This is a genomic window from Saccharomonospora piscinae (genome assembly GCF_005862235.1).
Taxonomy (GTDB): domain Bacteria; phylum Actinomycetota; class Actinomycetes; order Mycobacteriales; family Pseudonocardiaceae; genus Saccharomonospora; species Saccharomonospora piscinae.
Genome location: NZ_VCEK01000001.1, coordinates 929,382 through 944,037 on the forward strand (window position 1 = coordinate 929,382; position 14,656 = coordinate 944,037).

Consider the following 14,656-nt stretch of genomic DNA (forward strand, 5'->3'; position numbering starts at 1 on the left):
TGCGTGGTGCGGCGAAGGCCACCTTCGCCGCACCACGTCGCTCAACTTCGTCGGCGTGATCCGATGACCAGCCGATACAGCAGCAGGATCACCAGCGCGCCGAGGATCGCCAGGCCCCAGGTGCGCAGGTCGAAGAAGGTGCCGAGATCGACCTCGAACAGCGTCCGGCCGATCCATCCGCCGAGCAGCGCACCGCCGATACCGAGCAGCACCGTGATGAGGCAACCGCCGGGATCACGGCCCGGCATCAGCAGCTTGGCTATACCTCCGGCCAGCAGGCCGAGCACGATCCAACCGAGTACACCCATGCCGACACCCTACGGACGGGCGGCTCGCACTCGAACGCCCGTCACCTCGGCGCGGCGGAGGACCGGTCTTGCCAGCCCAGCGATTCGAGCAGCTTCTCCTCGAGAATCGGCGCAAGGGTGGCGCCGTAGGTGTCGCTGACGTGGTTGTCATCCATGTACACCAGCACATTCCCGATCACGGGCGGGCAGGTGATCGCCGTGCAATAGTAGTCACTGAGATCAATGAACATGGTGCCGGGCGGCACATTCTGCATGGTCTCGTAGGGGGGCCGTTGATGGTACATCTCGCCACGCGGGCGACCACACTGGTCCGCAGTCATCCCGTGGATTTGCACACACTCCGAGGGCTCGAAATCGAAGCGCGGGTTGTCGCGGATGGCGACGACCGGAATGCCCGCGTCGTCAAGCTTGCGCCACTGTGCCACGTAACCCTCAGGAGTCCACTCCTTCAGACCGGGGCGGACGTCCCGGGTCGCCATCGTGATCACCGCGTCCGGCGCCTGTTCGATGATCATCGGCAGAATGCGGTCGTTCCAGTCGACACAGATCTGGTTGTTGGGCAGGTCCCGCGTCGCGGTCAGCGGGCAACCCGGCCTACCGAGCACCGTGAGCTGCCAGTCGAGCTGCTCCGCGATCGGGCGCAGTGATCCCATGAGCTGCATGGAATGCGAGTCACCCACCACGACGACGCGTCGCCTTGGCTCGGCACCGTCGAGCGGGTCGACCGTGCAGGTGCGCACCTCCACCCCACTCACGTCCTCCTCAACGCACTCGCCGGGCTTCCAGTCGATCCACTCGTTGGGGAGTGCGGCGAAAGGCGGCACGACAGTGCCGTCGGCGTCGTAGGCCTCCTCGCCCGCGGCCAGCGCCTGCGCTCCGGCGTGTGCGAGGTCGTCGGCGCGCAACTCGAACTGCGACCGCTGATTCGCGATCACCTGCCACACCACGGCGGAGGCGAGAACCGGCACGAGCACCAGCACCGCGAAGCGGTACGCGCCCCAGCGCTTCTCGACCCCGATCTTCGACTCGCGGACAGGCGTCTCGATCAGGTGGTAGGTGAGTACCGCCAGGATGATCGACAAGCCGATGATGCCCGCACCGCCGACGAGGCCGACCTCGGTCCGGCCCCGGATGACCAAGTAGAAAAGCAGCACCGGCCAGTGCCACAGGTACAGGGCGTAGCTGATGTTGCCCAGGTAGATCAACGGCCGCGACGACAGGAAACGGTCGGCGCCGATCTTGCTCTCGGTGACACCGGCCAGCAGGACCAGCGCGGCCGAGGTCATCGGCCACAGCGCCGCGTACCCGGGGAACATGGTCCCGACCTGGAGGACCAGACCGCAGGACACGAGGCCCGCCACACCGATCCAGCCCAGCAGCAGCGCCAGCCAGCGCGGGAGCGAGATGCGGTCGACGGTCAGCGCGAACAACCCGCCGAGCGCGAACTCCCAGACGCGGGTCAGCGAGCTGAAGTACGCCAGCGGCTGGTTCGTGATCGTGAGCCACACCGAGTAGGCCAGCGACGTGGCGAACAGCACCGCCAGCATCGTCAGCAGCGTGGGGCGCATGCTCCACCGGAACCGGCGCACCACCAGCAACAGCAGCCCGATGAGCAGCGGCCAGACCAGGTAGAACTGCCCCTGCACCGACAACGACCAGAAGTGCTGCGCCACGCTCGCACTGCTGTGCTGGGCGAAGTAGTCGGTGGAGTCGGCCGCGAGCTGCCAGTTCTCGAAGTACAGCGCGGAGGCGAGAATCTCCTTGGCGGTCTGGACCCACCGGTGCTCGGGAAGGAACAGCAACGCCGCGCCCATCGACGCCACGAGCACCGTCAGCGCGGCGGGGAACAGCCGCTTGAACATCCGGCCCCAGAACGGCTGGAACTCGATGCGTCCCCGCAGGCTCGCGCGGAAGAGCTGGCCGGTGATGAGAAACCCGGACACGAAGAAGAAGACGTCCACACCGCCGGAGATCCGGTCCAGCCACACGTGGTAGACGACCACCAGCAGAGCCGCCAGCGCACGCAGTCCCTGCAGCTCGGGGCGGAACTTGCGTTGCCGGGGTGCCGACGGCACAGTCTTGACCTCTTCGTGCAGAGGGTCCCGCAACGTCGTCATCGCCGGAAGTTCCTCCCCATTTTCCTGGCTCGGGCCGCCGAGTGCGGCCGGAGCTGACGCAGGTCACGCAGCCCTGGCACGGTAGCGCCCCAACCGGGTGAACCGACGCGCGGGTGGGCACTGTCAGCGGGCATCCGGTCACAAACCGGGCGGGCACCGGTCCTGTTCGCTGGCCCCTCAGCCCCTGCTAGCGTGAAAACTCGCAGGTTACGCCGGGTGTACCGGCGTTGTCGAGCCGCAGGGAGAGAGCGTGGCCCAGCCGACCGGGACGAGCCCGACCGTCACCGCATCCGACATCGAGGCGGCGGCCGATCGGCTCGCCGATGTGCTGCCCCCGACGCCGCTGCACCGCAACGAACGCCTGTCGCGGCAGCACGAGCTCGACGTGTGGCTCAAGCGCGAGGACTTGAACTCGGTGCGTTCCTACAAGGTCCGGGGCGCGTACAACCTGGTGAGCAGGCTGCCGGAGGACCAGCGATCGCGGGGCGTGGTCTGCGCCAGTGCCGGCAACCACGGGCAGGGGGTGGCCTCCGCCAGCGCCGCGCTGGGCGTCGAGGCCCGGGTGTACCTGCCGAGGACCACACCGAGGCAGAAGCGCGAGCGGGTCGCGTGGCTGGGTGGCAAGCACGTCCGGGTCGTGGTCGAGGGCGACACCTACGACGACGCCGCCGCGGCGGCCCGCGCCTACGCGCGGGAGACGGGCGCCGCCCTGATCCCCGCGTTCGACGACCCGCGCACCATCGCGGGGCAGGGCACGGTGGCGAAGGAGATCGTGGAGCAGCTGGGCTCACCGCCGGACGCCGTCGTGGTCCCGGTGGGTGGCGGCGGCCTGCTCGGCGGGATGCTGACCTGGCTGAGCGAACGGCACCCCGGTGTGGGAGTGGCCGGAGCCGAACCGCTCGGCGCGGCGAGCATGGCACTGGCACTGGAGCGGGGCCGCCCGGCACCGCTGGAATCCGTGGACCCGTTCGTGGACGGAGCCGCGGTGCGTCAGGTGGGCGAGCACACCCACGCGCTGGCCGCACGGCACGCGCCGCGACTGCTGGCGGTGCCGGAGGGCCGGATCTGCGTCGAGATGCTGGATCTCTACCAGTCGGACGGCATCATCAGTGAACCCGCGGGAGCGCTCGCCTCCGCCGCGCTCGGGCTCGCGGACCTGCCCCGGGGTGCCACGGTGGTGTGTGTGCTCTCCGGCGGCAACAACGACGTCAGCCGCTACGCCGAGATCGTCGAGCGAGCGCTCATCTTCGAGGGCAAGAAGCACTACTTCCTGGTCGAGTTCCCGCAGGAGCCCGGGGCGCTGCGACGGTTCCTCGACGACGTGCTCGGGCCCGACGACGACATCACCCTGTTCGAGTACGTCAAGCGCAACAACCGGGAGACCGGGCCCGCGCTCGTGGGGCTCGAACTCGGAGCCGCCGAGAACCTGGCCGGCATCCTCGACCGTATGCGCACGGTGCCGCACCGCATCGAACGGGTGGAACCGGACAGCCCGCTGTTCACCTTCCTGACTTGACGGTGCCGCGAAGGCCCTCAGTCCGCCGGGTGGAGTTTGTCCGGGTGATGCACGGCCGTCTTTCCGGACTTCTCGCTGCGCACCAGGTACTGCGGGTGTTCCTTCGACGCCCGCACCGTGCGTCCGCCCGCCTCGGTGTCCGACGTGATCTTCTCCTCGACGGTGCCGACCGAGCTCTGGTTGCCCGCGTCCCAGCGCACGCGGTCGCCCTTGCGAAACTCCGCCATCGACCTCGCTCCCTTCGCGATTGCCCCGACCTCGTCTTTTCGTGCTACCCCGTCGGGCGGCCACGACTCCCACCTCAGCCGAAGTTCTCCCCCGCCTCGGCGAGCGCCCGATCGACGCACAGGCGCAGTGTCAGGTCACCGGGCTGGTCCAGCCACGTCTGAATGCCGACCCGCAGGGCGGCGAGAAAGCACGCGGCCACCACGCGCGCACGGCTGGTCGAGCGGTGGGCTGGCAGCCTGCGCTCGATCTCCTCGGCGAGAGCGCGTTCGAACGACGCGTAGGTGGCGACCTGCTCGGCCAGCAACGCCGGGTGTGACCGGATGAGCCGCGCCCGGGTCAGCCAGCCGGGCCCGGCGTCGGTTCCGCTGTCGCGCCGTTGCAGGTGGCGGCGCTGCAACTCCGCGAGTACGAGGTCGGTACCCGCGCGCAGTGCGGGCCACGCGGACTCATCGGCAGGCCGGGCCTCCACGCTGTCGAGCAGGGCGGCCAGACGAGTGCTGTCCCCGTGCAGCAGTGCCTCCTCCTTGCCGGTGAAGTAGTTGGAGAAGGTGCGGCGCGAGACGCCGGCCGCGTCCGCGATCGCCTCCACCGTGACGGTGTCGTAGCCGTCGGCGACGGCGAGCCGCATCGCGGCCTCGTGCAGCGCCGTCTTCGTGGCGATCTTCTTCCGTTCCCGCAGGCCGAGCTCAGTGTCCACGTTCGCGATCGTAGGCGGGTACGTGACACGTTTCTCAACGCGCAAACTTGCACAGTGGGCAAGTTCACGAGGATAGTTGCAGCAGGCAATCATTGTCGGTCGCCGTCCGCACGCTTCCCCGATTCGACCAGCCCGGAGACTTGGTGACTTCCTCCACGACTCTTTCCGCGTCCGGCGAGACCCGCACGACGGGAGTGTTGCGCCCGTTGCTCGGGCTGCTGCTCGTGCTGTTCGTCGCGATGCTCAGCTCCACCGTGGTGTCGACCGCGCTGCCGAGGATCATCGGCTCACTCAACGGCAGCCAGACGCAGTACACCTGGGTGGTCACCGCGACGCTGCTCGCGGCCACCGCGTCCACGCCCGTCTGGGGCAAGCTCGCCGACCTGTACAGCAAGAAGGCGCTCGTACAGGTGGCCATCGGCATCTTCCTCGCCGGGTCCCTGCTCAGCGGGATATCGCAGGGCGCGGATCAGCTCATCGCGGCCCGCGCGTTCCAGGGACTGGGAGTGGGCGGACTCCAGGCGCTCGTGCAGACGATCATCGCGGCGATGATCCCGCCCAAGGAGCGCGGCCGGTACAACGGCCTGCTGGGCGGCGTGATGGCGCTGGCGACGGTGAGCGGGCCGCTGCTGGGCGGCATCATCACGGAGACCCCGTGGCTCGGCTGGCGCTGGTGTTTCTTCGTGGGCGTCCCGTTCGCGGCCGTGGCGCTGCTGGTACTCCAGCGTTCCCTGCACCTGCCCGCCGTCCGGGAACGCGGCAGCGTGCGCGTCGACTACGTCGGTGCCGCCCTCATCGCGGCCGGAGTGAGCCTACTGTTGATCTGGATCAGCTTCGTCGACGGCTCGTTCGCGTGGATCTCGTGGCAGACGGCGGCGATGGTCGGTCCCGCGCTCGCGATCCTGGTGTTCGCGGTGTGGTGGGAATCGCGCGTGCCCGAGCCGGTGCTGCCACTGTCCGTCATCCGACAACCCGGGCCCGCGCTGGCCATCCTGGCGAGCCTCGCGGTGGGCATGGCGATGTTCGGCGGCGCCGTCTTCCTCGGGCAGTACTTCCAGGTCAGCCGGGGCTACGACCCCACGGAGGCCGGCCTGCTGATGATTCCCATGATGCTGGGCGTGCTCGTGTCGTCCACCGTGTCCGGGCAGCTCGTGAGCCGGTCGGGCAAGCTCAAGGCCCACATCGTCACGGGCACGGTGGTGCTGGTCGCGGGATTCGCAGTGCTGTCCACACTGGACCACGAGACCTCACTGGCCGTCGTGTTCACCGGGCTGGCGTTCGTGGGGATCGGCGTGGGAATGTCGATGCAGAATCTCGTGCTCGCGGTGCAGAACACGGTCGCGCTGCGCGACGTGGGCGCGGCGAGCGCGTCGATCACGTTCTTCCGTTCCCTCGGCGGCACGATCGGCATCTCGGTGCTGGGAGCGGTGCTGGCCAACCGGGTCAGCGACAGTGTCACCGCCGGGCTACGCGAGGCCGGGGTCCCCGCGTCGGCGGCGGGCGGCGCGAGCAATCTGAACCTCGCGGCGCTGCCCGAGCCGGTCCGCGACATCGTGCGCGCCGCCTACGGTGACGCCACCGGACACATCTTCCTGATCTCCACGGCCATCGCCGTGGTGGGCGTCGTCGCGGCGCTGCTGCTCAAACCCGCTCCCCTGCGGACGAGCCTGGATCTGGACGAGCCAAAGGCGAGCTGACCGGCGGCGCTCGACGGCGACCGACGGCAGAGCCCCCGACGCCCCCGGCCCGCGCCGAACGGACGGGCGGGGGCTCTCGCCGCTCAGGCCGACGACGAGCGGACGTGCTCGGCGACCTCGGCCACCGGCACGGCGGACTGCGCCCCGCTGACCATGTCGCGCACGGTGACGACACCCTCGGCCTGCTCCTCGGGTCCGTGGATGAGCACCGTGCGGGCCCGGTTGTCGTTCGCCCACTTGAGTTGCTTGCCCAGCTTGCCGGAGGTTCCGAGGTACACGCCGGTGCGCAGGCCCCTGGCCCGCAGGTCGGCCGCCATCCGCATCATGGTGTCCTCCGCGCCGAGCACGGTCAGGGCCACGTCCAGCCCCGAGCCCGCCTCGGCGTCGGCGGCCTGGATGGCGAGGATGCGCTCGATGCCGATGGACCCGCCACACGCGGGCAGGTCGGGTCCGCCCAGCTTGGCGACCAGGCCGTCGTAGCGGCCACCGGAGGCGATGGAACCCGGGTAGCCCTCGGCGATGACCTCGAAGATGGGCCCGGTGTAGTAGTCGAGACCCCGCACCATGCTGGGCGTGAACACCACGCGCCCCTCGGGCAGGCCCGACGTCAGCTCCAGCACGCGGTCGATCTCGGCCAGGCCCGCCCGGCCCCGCTCGGTCGTGTCGAGCTGCTTGCGGACCCGGTCGGTGTCGGCGGCGGTCACGTCACCCACGAGATCCTGCGCCGTGCGCCGATCGAGGCCCCGGTCCGCGAGTTCGGCCACGACGTCCTCCGCCGCCAGCTTGTCCAGCTTGTCCAGCGTGCCGAGCACCGCCGTTCCCTGGTCCTCGGCGATGCCGTACGCCTCCAGCAGTCCGTGCAGTGCCTGACGGCTGTTGACCAGCACGCGGAAGTCGTCGACCCCGAGCGCGATCAGCCCGTCGTGCACGGCCCAGAGAATCTCGGCGTCCGCCATCGGCGAGGATGAGCCCACCGTGTCGATGTCGCACTGCGTGAACTCGCGGAACCGGCCCTTGGCCGGCCGGTCGGCCCGCCACACCGGCCCGATGGCGTAGCGCTTGTAGGGCGAGGGCAGCCTGCTGCCGTAGGTGCCGACGACCCGCGCCAGCGGCACGGTGTGGTCGTAGCGCAGCGCGAGATCGGCCTCACCCGTGGCCTCGTGAACCCCGCGCTTGAGGATCTTGAAGATCAGCGCGCTGGCCTCGTCACCCAGCTTGCCCGCGAACACCTCCAGCCGCTCGAACGCGGGCGTCTCCAACGGATCGAAGCCGTAATGCTCGAACACACCCGCCACCGCGTCGAACGCAGCCTTGCGGCGACGCATGTCGTCCGCGAGGAAGTCCCGGGTGCCTGAGGGTGGTTCGGCGGCCTTCGCCATGGTGCTGGTGTCCTCCGTTGTCGTGCTTGACGTCCCGGCCGTCCGGTGACGACCGGCGTCCATTGTCGCGCGTCGACCGGAACCCCGCGCGCGACCCCCGGCACTCGGCCGGCGGCGTGTAGGGCGTTATACACGCCGCCGGTGCTGGTCAGCGGCCGAAGCCCGCCGTCAGGCCGCTGACCAGCTGCCGCCTCCCCAGCACGTAGAGGGCCAGCACGGGCAGCGTGGACAACACCACGGCGGCCAGCACCGCCGGGATGTTGACGGTGAACTGCCCCTGGAAACTCCACAGCGCCAACGGCAGCACCCGCTGGTCGGGGCTCTGCGTGAGGATCAGCGGGAACAGGAACCCGTTCCAGACCTGCAGCGCGTCGTAGACCGCGACCGTGACCACCGCGGGCCGCACCAGCGGCAGCACCAGGCTCCACACCATGCGCCCGTGACCGGCGCCGTCGAGCCGCATCGACTCGAACAGCTCCGAGGGCACGTCCCGCAGGAAGTTGGCCAGGATGATCACCGTCAGCGGGATCGCGAACGCCGCCGACGGCAGGATGATCGCCAGCAACGTGTCGTACAGCCTGGCCTGCGTGATGAGGTAGTAGACCGGGATGATCGTCGCCTGGAGCGGGATCGCCAGCCCCAGCAGGAAGGAGCGGTAGGTCAGGCGGGAGAGCCTGCTGTCCGCGCGCACCACGTAGTAGGCCGCGAGCAGCGACACCGCCACGGTGATCACCACCGTCGCCAGCGTCACCACCACGCTGTTGGCGAGGTAGCGCAGGAAGTCGTTCTCCAGCACCAGCCGGTAGCTGTCCAGGGTGGGTTCCGAGGGCGGCACCAGCGGGTTCGAGGAGAAGAAGCCCTCCTGGTCGCGGAGACTGGTGATCACCACGTAGTACACGGGCACCAGCACCACGAGCAGCCACGCGAACCCGGCCAGCCCGCCCGCGACGTTGGGCCTGCCGTGCGGTCTCGTCACCATCACGCTCCCTCCAGCTGACTGCCGCGGCGGAAGTTCGCCCAGCGCGACAGCCCCAGCGCCAGTGCGAGCCCGGTGACCACGAGCAGCACCGCGAGGGCGCTGGCCCGGCCCATCTCGTTGCCCGAGAAGCCCGTCAGGTACATGTCGAGCGGCAACATGCGCGTCGCCTCACCCGGCCCTCCCCCGGTCAGGACGAAAACGAGGTCGAAGTACGTCAGTGACCCCACCATCATCAGCGTGGACGACGTGATGATCGTGTAGCGGAGCTGCGGAAGCGTGATGTGGAAGAACTGCCGAACGCGCCCCGCACCGTCCAGCTCGGCCGCCTCGTACAGCGACCCGGGGATCTGCCGCACCCCCGCCTGGTAGAGCAGGGTGTGGAACGGCACGAACTGCCAGGCGATCACGAACACGACCACGTAGAGCGCCAGGTCCGCGTCCCCCAGCCAGTCCTGCGCCAGCGACCGGGCCCCGAAAGCCAGGCTGAGGCCGAAGTTGGGATCGAGCAGCGCCTTGAAGGCGATGGCGATGGCCGCCGAGGACAGCAGCATCGGCAGGAAGTACAGCACGCCGAGCAGCGCGCGGTAGCGGCCCCGTGCCGCCACCAGCACGCCCAGCAGCAGGGCGATCGGCGTCTGCACCAGCCAGCTGAACACCATGACCTGGACGGACAGCCACACCGCCCGCCACGTGCCCGGGTCGGCGAGCACGTCACTCCAGTTGTCGAGCCCCGCCCAGGTCATGGCCGAGATGCCGTCCCAGTGAACCAGGCTCAGCACCACCACCCCCACCAGCGGGATGAGCGCGAACACCCCGAAGAACCCCAGTGCGGGAAGTGCCATGACCGGGTGCGGCCCGGTGCGGCTCGCGCCGCGTGACTGTCCCACCGTGCTCACTGCCCGAGCGTCGCGTCCATGGCGGCGCAGAACTGCTCCGCCGAGAGCTGCCCGGTGAACAGCTGTTCCAGGTTGGTCAGCAGCTCGTCGGCCTGGTTCGACGGCAGCGCCTGGTCCCAGGACAGCTGGAAGTGCGGCGCCTCGCTCGCCAGCTCGTACACGAACGACAGGTAGTCGGGCGCGTCCGTGGCCGACAACTTGTCCTCGATCCCGCTCACGGGAGGCACCGAGCCGTTCTCCAGCAACGAGGTCACGTCGTCGTCGGTCATGAGCCCGTCGGCGAGATACGCCGCCGCGGCCTCGCGCTGCTCGGTCGTGGCGTCCGCGCTGACCGCCCAGTAGTTGGCCGGGTTGCCGACGATGTTGGCGGGGTCGCCCGCACCGCCCTCCACCGTGGGGAAGGTCGTCCAGCCGAGCTCACCGGACTCGATGAAGTCCGGGGCGGCGTCCTTGATGCTCGGATAGGCCCACGACCCCATCAGATACATCGCCGCCTTGTCGGTGTAGAGCAGGGCGGAATCGGCACCGGTGTCGGCGGCGATGGAGTTGTAGCCGTTGATGAACCCACCCGCGTCGACGAGTTCGCGGATCATCTCGGCCGCCCGCACCATCGCGGGATCGGACCACGCGCCGGGCTCGCCGGCGACGACGGCGTCGAACACCTCGGGGCCGCCGATGCGGTCGACCAGGTACTGCAGCCACATCAGCTGCGGCCACTTGCTCTGCCCGCCCATCGCGAACGGCGCGATCCCCGCGTCGTTGAACCTGGGCAGCAGGGCCATGAGCTCGTCCCAGGTCTCCGGCGGCTGCGCGTCGATCCGGTCGAACAACGCCCGGTTGAAGTACAGCACGACCGGCTGCATCCCGTTGTTCGGCAGGGCGTAGGTCTCGCCGTCGACCACCCCGGTGTCGAGGACCGAGGGCAGGAACCGTTCGCCGACCGCCGCGTCATCGTCGAGGATCTCGGACATCGGCAGGACCTTGTCCGCGTCGACCCACTCCCGCAGCGAGCCACCGCCCCAGCCGAAGATCAGGGTAGGCGCGCCGCCCGCACCGATGGAGGTCCGGATCTTCTGCTTGTAGGCGTCGTTGGCGAAGAACTCGACGGCGAAGGCCTGGTCGGGGCTTCGCTCGGCCCAGTTGTCGAAGGACCCTCGGATGGTCTGCTCGTCGCCGCCCGTGAGCGCCCAGGCGTCGGCTCCCGACCCGCCGCCGGGGCCGCTCGTCCCGCACGCGGTGGACAGAGCCAGCACGGTCACCGCTCCCGCCGCGCAGAGCGTCCTGCGTCTCGTACCCAGTGCCATGGCACGCCTTCCTCGTCGAAGGGACCGAAATTTTTCGGAAACCACTCGGGTGTGGATACGGACCATAGAAGCCGCTATCGGCCAGGTCAAGGGGTGATTTTCACGCCAGAGCGGCTATACTTCTTTTCGAAAGTTTTCGACAGATCGGAGGTCACGGGTGCCGACCGAAGCCACCCGGCGCACCACACTGGCGATGGTGGCCGACGCCGCGGGCGTATCCCTTCCCACCGCGTCCAAAGTGCTCAACGGACGCGGGGACGTCGCCTCCGCCACCCGCACCCGGGTCGAGGTGGCGGCACGCGATCTCGGGTACGTCTCCCCGTCCGACCGCCGCGGCGGGCTGCCCGGCCGGACCGTGGATCTGGTGTTCGACGACCTCGTGAGCCCGTACTCGCTGGAGGTACTCAGCGGCGTGACCGAGGCGGGCACCGAGGCGGGTGTGGACGTCGTGGTCAACCGCGCGCCCCGCGACGACGCCGGGGCCCGCTCCGCCGACGACTGGGCGGGCAGGCTCAAGGCCGCGGGACGGGAGGGGATCATCATCGTCACCTCCGAGCTGACCCTCGAACAGGTGGAGAGCTTCGACCGGGCCGGCCTGCCACTCGTGGTGATCGACCCGCTGAACCTGCCCAGGGTCGAGGTCACCAGCGTCGGCGCCACCAACTTCTCCGGTGGCCTGACCGCCACCGAGCACCTGCTCTCGCTCGGGCACCGGCGGATCGGTTTCGCGGGCGGACCGGAACGCGCCGCCTGCGGGCAGGCACGGCTGCACGGCCACCGCGCCGCGCTGGAGAAGACCGGTGTCCGGCCCGAGCCGGACCTCGCGCTGCACGGTGCGTTCAGCTACCCGGCCGGCCTGGAGATGGGCACGCGCCTGCTCGACCTTCCCCGCCCGCCGACCGCGATCTTCGCGGCCAGCGACACCACCGCGCTCGGCGTGGTGGAGGCCGCCCGCAGGCGTGGTCTGCGCGTGCCCGACGACCTCAGCGTGGTCGGTTTCGACGACACCATCCTGGCCACGCTCGCCACCCCGGCACTGACCGTGGTGCGTCAGCCGCTTCCGGACATGGGCCGGGTGGCGCTGCGCACGCTGCTGCGCCTGGCGGCCGGGGAGTCCCTCGATTCACACCACGTCGAACTGGCCACGCATCTCGTGGTGCGGGACTCGACGGCACCACCCCGAGGAGAACGATGACCGAACAGGACTGGCACGACACCTCGCTGGAACCGGGACGGCGCGCCGCGGCGCTGCTGTCCGCGATGACGCTGGAGGAAAAGATCGCGCAGCTCGGCAGCGCCTGGCCGGGCAACGGCGCGGGTGGCGGCAACGTCGCCCCCATGCAGGACGTCTTCGCGCAAGGATCGGCCACCGCGGACCGGCGGGGCGCGCACGGACTCGGACATCTCACCAGGGTGTTCGGCACCGCGCCGGTCACGGTGGCCGAGGGCACGGCACGTGTGGTGCGGCTGCAGCGCGAGATCGTCGACCACACGCGACTGCGCGTACCGGCGATCGTGCATGAGGAGTGCCTGACCGGGTTCACCACCTACGGCGCGGCGGTCTACCCGTCCCCCCTCGCGTGGGCATCGGCGTTCGATCCCGGCCTCGTGGAGCGGATGGCCGCCGCGATCGGGGCCGACATGCGTGCGGTGGGCGTCCACCAGGGCCTGTCGCCGGTGCTGGACGTGGTGCGGGACGCCCGGTGGGGCCGCGTCGAGGAAACCCTCGGTGAGGACCCCTACCTCGCGGGCACGCTGGGCACCGCCTACGTCCGGGGGCTACAGGGCGAGGGCGTGATCGCGACCCTCAAGCACTTCGCCGGGTACTCCGCTTCCCGCGGCGCCCGCAACCACGCACCGGTCGCCATCGGTCCGCGCGAGCTGCGCGACGTGATCCTGCCGCCGTTCGAGATGGCCCTGCGGGAGGGCGGCGCCGACTCGGTGATGAACGCCTACGTCGATCTCGACGGCGTGCCGGCCGCGGCCGACGCCTCCCTGCTCGACGGCGTGCTGCGGGGCGAGTGGGGGTTCGAGGGTACCGTCGTGTCCGACTACTGGGCCGTGGCCTTCCTCGCGACCCAGCATCGCGTCGCCGCGACCGCCGACGACGCCGGTGTGCTCGCCCTGCGCGCCGGCATCGACGTGGAACTGCCCGACACGCTCTGCTACGGCGACGGTCTGGCCGAGCGAGTGCGTCGCGGGGAGGTGCCCGAGGCGCTGGTGGACCGCTCGGTACTGCGCGTGCTGCGGCAGAAAGCGGCGCTGGGGCTGCTGGACGCGGACTGGGCACCGGAATCCACAGTGGATTCCACCGTGGACCTCGACGCGCCACGGCACCGAGCGCTCGCCAGGGACCTCGCGGAACGGTCGGTGGTGCTGCTGGCCAACGACGGGGCGCTTCCCCTGCCACCGGCGACCCGCCGGATCGCGCTCGTCGGGCCGTGTGCCGACGACCCGCTGACCTTCCTCGGCTGCTACTCCTACCCCAACCACGTCCTTCCCCGGTATCCCGATCTCGACCGGGGGCTCGACGTGCCGTCGCTGGCGGAGGCGTTGCGGGCCGAGCTGCCGGGAGCGCGACTGGACGTGGTCCCCGGCTGCGAGGTGCGCGACGACGACCGCTCCGGGTTCGCCGAGGCGGTGGCGGCGGCCTCGGAGGCGGAGGTGTGCGTCGCGGTGGTCGGCGACCGTGCCGGCATGTTCGGCGAGGGCACCTCGGGAGAGGGCTGCGACGCGCCGGACCTGCGCCTGCCCGGTGTGCAGGACGAGCTGCTCTCGGCGCTGCTCGCGACCGGGACGCCCGTCGTCGTGGTGGTCGTGTCGGGCCGCCCGTACGCGCTGGGCGCCCACGCCGGCAGGGCCGCGGCGCTGGTGCAGGCGTTCCTGCCCGGTGAGGAGGGCGGCAGCGCGCTCGCGACCGTCCTGTCCGGCCGCACGATGCCCTCCGGCAGGCTGCCGGTGCAGGTGCCGCGGGACCCGGGCGGGCAGCCCACGACGTACCTGCGTCCCCCGCTGGGCGGCGACAGCGAGGGGATCAGCAACCTCGATCCCACTCCCCTGTTCCCGTTCGGCCACGGCCTGTCGTACACGACGTTCGCCTACGAGGACCTGGCGCTGTCGGCCGAGCAGATCCCGACCGACGGCAGTGTGGAGATCGCCGTGACCGTCCGCAACACCGGCGACCGCGCGGGTTCGGAGGTGGTGCAGCTCTACCTCAACGACGTGCAGGCACAGGTCACGCGGCCGGTGCGGCAGCTGGCCGGGTTCGCCCGGGTGGACCTCGCGCCCGGGCGGAGCGCGCGGGTGACGTTCACGCTGCACGCCGACCGCACGAGCTTCACCGGCCTCGATCTGCGCCGCATCGTGGAGCCGGGACGCATCGAGGTCGAGGTGGGCCGCTCGGCGGAGGATCTGCCCTGCACGACGTCGTTCGAGCTGACCGGCCCCGTCCGCGAGGTGGGCCACGACCGCGTACTCACCACGCCGGTCACCGTGACGCGGTAAGCGATCCCGTCATCGCACCCTTCCCCACCGA

The 14,656-nt window shown here is 70.3% G+C and carries 12 protein-coding genes; 4 read left to right on the top strand and 8 right to left on the bottom strand.

The window, feature by feature from the left end:
• Window positions 1–41: 41 nt before the first annotated feature.
• Both FFT09_RS04475 and FFT09_RS04480 read right to left on the bottom strand, forming a co-directional pair.
• Window positions 42–308: a GlsB/YeaQ/YmgE family stress response membrane protein gene (locus FFT09_RS04475; RefSeq protein WP_138381896.1), complete on the bottom strand. Its 267-nt coding sequence runs from the start codon at window positions 306–308 to the stop codon at window positions 42–44.
• A 41-nt stretch (window positions 309–349) separates the two neighbouring features.
• Window positions 350–2,425, bottom strand: coding sequence for an acyltransferase family protein (locus FFT09_RS04480; protein WP_081190855.1), 2,076 nt, complete (start codon window positions 2,423–2,425; stop codon window positions 350–352).
• 250 nt (window positions 2,426–2,675) lie between these two features.
• Here FFT09_RS04480 and ilvA point away from each other — a divergent pair, with 250 nt between their 5' ends.
• Complete coding sequence (ilvA, locus tag FFT09_RS04485) at window positions 2,676–3,941, top strand: threonine ammonia-lyase IlvA (RefSeq protein ID WP_138381897.1); 1,266 nt, start codon at window positions 2,676–2,678, stop codon at window positions 3,939–3,941.
• A gap of 17 nt (window positions 3,942–3,958) precedes the next feature.
• Here ilvA and FFT09_RS04490 read toward each other — a convergent pair whose 3' ends face one another.
• Together FFT09_RS04490 and FFT09_RS04495 are read right to left on the bottom strand one after the other, a co-directional pair.
• Window positions 3,959–4,168, bottom strand: coding sequence for a hypervirulence associated TUDOR domain-containing protein (locus tag FFT09_RS04490; protein ID WP_024874486.1), 210 nt, complete (start codon window positions 4,166–4,168; stop codon window positions 3,959–3,961).
• A 74-nt stretch (window positions 4,169–4,242) separates the two neighbouring features.
• A complete protein-coding gene (locus FFT09_RS04495) occupies window positions 4,243–4,866 on the bottom strand; it encodes a TetR/AcrR family transcriptional regulator (RefSeq protein WP_081190857.1) in 624 nt (207 codons plus the stop codon).
• 143 nt (window positions 4,867–5,009) lie between these two features.
• Between FFT09_RS04495 and FFT09_RS04500 the strand changes: the two genes are divergently transcribed.
• On the top strand, window positions 5,010–6,563 hold the full coding sequence (locus FFT09_RS04500; RefSeq protein ID WP_081191032.1) for an MDR family MFS transporter: 1,554 nt from the start codon (window positions 5,010–5,012) through the stop codon (window positions 6,561–6,563).
• An 83-nt stretch (window positions 6,564–6,646) separates the two neighbouring features.
• Here the strand turns inward: FFT09_RS04500 and hisS are convergent, their stop codons facing one another.
• The 4 genes from hisS to FFT09_RS04520 all read right to left on the bottom strand — a co-directional run bounded on the left by hisS (window position 6,647) and on the right by FFT09_RS04520 (window position 11,121).
• The gene (hisS, locus tag FFT09_RS04505) at window positions 6,647–7,942 is read right to left on the bottom strand and encodes a histidine--tRNA ligase (RefSeq protein WP_081190858.1); all 1,296 of its coding nucleotides are present in this window, start codon (window positions 7,940–7,942) and stop codon (window positions 6,647–6,649) included.
• 148 nt (window positions 7,943–8,090) lie between these two features.
• Window positions 8,091–8,921 (bottom strand): carbohydrate ABC transporter permease, encoded by an 831-nt coding sequence (locus FFT09_RS04510; protein ID WP_081190859.1) that lies wholly within the window; start codon window positions 8,919–8,921, stop codon window positions 8,091–8,093.
• The gene (locus FFT09_RS04515; RefSeq protein WP_081190860.1) at window positions 8,921–9,817 is read right to left on the bottom strand and encodes a carbohydrate ABC transporter permease; all 897 of its coding nucleotides are present in this window, start codon (window positions 9,815–9,817) and stop codon (window positions 8,921–8,923) included. The genes FFT09_RS04510 and FFT09_RS04515 overlap by 1 nt, the downstream gene beginning before the upstream one ends.
• Window positions 9,814–11,121 (bottom strand): ABC transporter substrate-binding protein, encoded by a 1,308-nt coding sequence (locus FFT09_RS04520; RefSeq protein WP_081190861.1) that lies wholly within the window; start codon window positions 11,119–11,121, stop codon window positions 9,814–9,816. The genes FFT09_RS04515 and FFT09_RS04520 overlap by 4 nt, the downstream gene beginning before the upstream one ends.
• A 193-nt stretch (window positions 11,122–11,314) precedes the next feature.
• On the opposite strand from FFT09_RS04520, the gene FFT09_RS04525 reads away from it, so the two are divergent.
• Both FFT09_RS04525 and FFT09_RS04530 read left to right on the top strand, forming a co-directional pair.
• Window positions 11,315–12,316, top strand: coding sequence for a LacI family DNA-binding transcriptional regulator (locus FFT09_RS04525; protein ID WP_208544365.1), 1,002 nt, complete (start codon window positions 11,315–11,317; stop codon window positions 12,314–12,316).
• Window positions 12,313–14,625, top strand: coding sequence for a beta-xylosidase/alpha-l-arabinosidase (locus FFT09_RS04530; RefSeq protein WP_081190862.1), 2,313 nt, complete (start codon window positions 12,313–12,315; stop codon window positions 14,623–14,625). The genes FFT09_RS04525 and FFT09_RS04530 overlap by 4 nt, the downstream gene beginning before the upstream one ends.
• Window positions 14,626–14,656 lie beyond the last annotated feature (31 nt).

Excerpts from the sequence above, each read along its gene's own strand:
- FFT09_RS04475 (WP_138381896.1), bottom strand. The coding sequence starts at position 308 with ATGGGTGTACTCGGTTGGATCGTGCTCGGCCTGCTGGCCGGAGGTATA.
- FFT09_RS04480 (WP_081190855.1), bottom strand. The coding sequence starts at position 2,425 with ATGACGACGTTGCGGGACCCTCTGCACGAAGAGGTCAAGACTGTGCCG.
- FFT09_RS04490 (WP_024874486.1), bottom strand. The coding sequence starts at position 4,168 with ATGGCGGAGTTTCGCAAGGGCGACCGCGTGCGCTGGGACGCGGGCAAC.
- hisS (WP_081190858.1), bottom strand. The coding sequence starts at position 7,942 with ATGGCGAAGGCCGCCGAACCACCCTCAGGCACCCGGGACTTCCTCGCG.
- FFT09_RS04510 (WP_081190859.1), bottom strand. The coding sequence starts at position 8,921 with ATGGTGACGAGACCGCACGGCAGGCCCAACGTCGCGGGCGGGCTGGCC.
- FFT09_RS04520 (WP_081190861.1), bottom strand. The coding sequence starts at position 11,121 with ATGGCACTGGGTACGAGACGCAGGACGCTCTGCGCGGCGGGAGCGGTG.
- FFT09_RS04525 (WP_208544365.1), top strand. The coding sequence starts at position 11,315 with ATGGTGGCCGACGCCGCGGGCGTATCCCTTCCCACCGCGTCCAAAGTG.
- FFT09_RS04530 (WP_081190862.1), top strand. The coding sequence starts at position 12,313 with ATGACCGAACAGGACTGGCACGACACCTCGCTGGAACCGGGACGGCGC.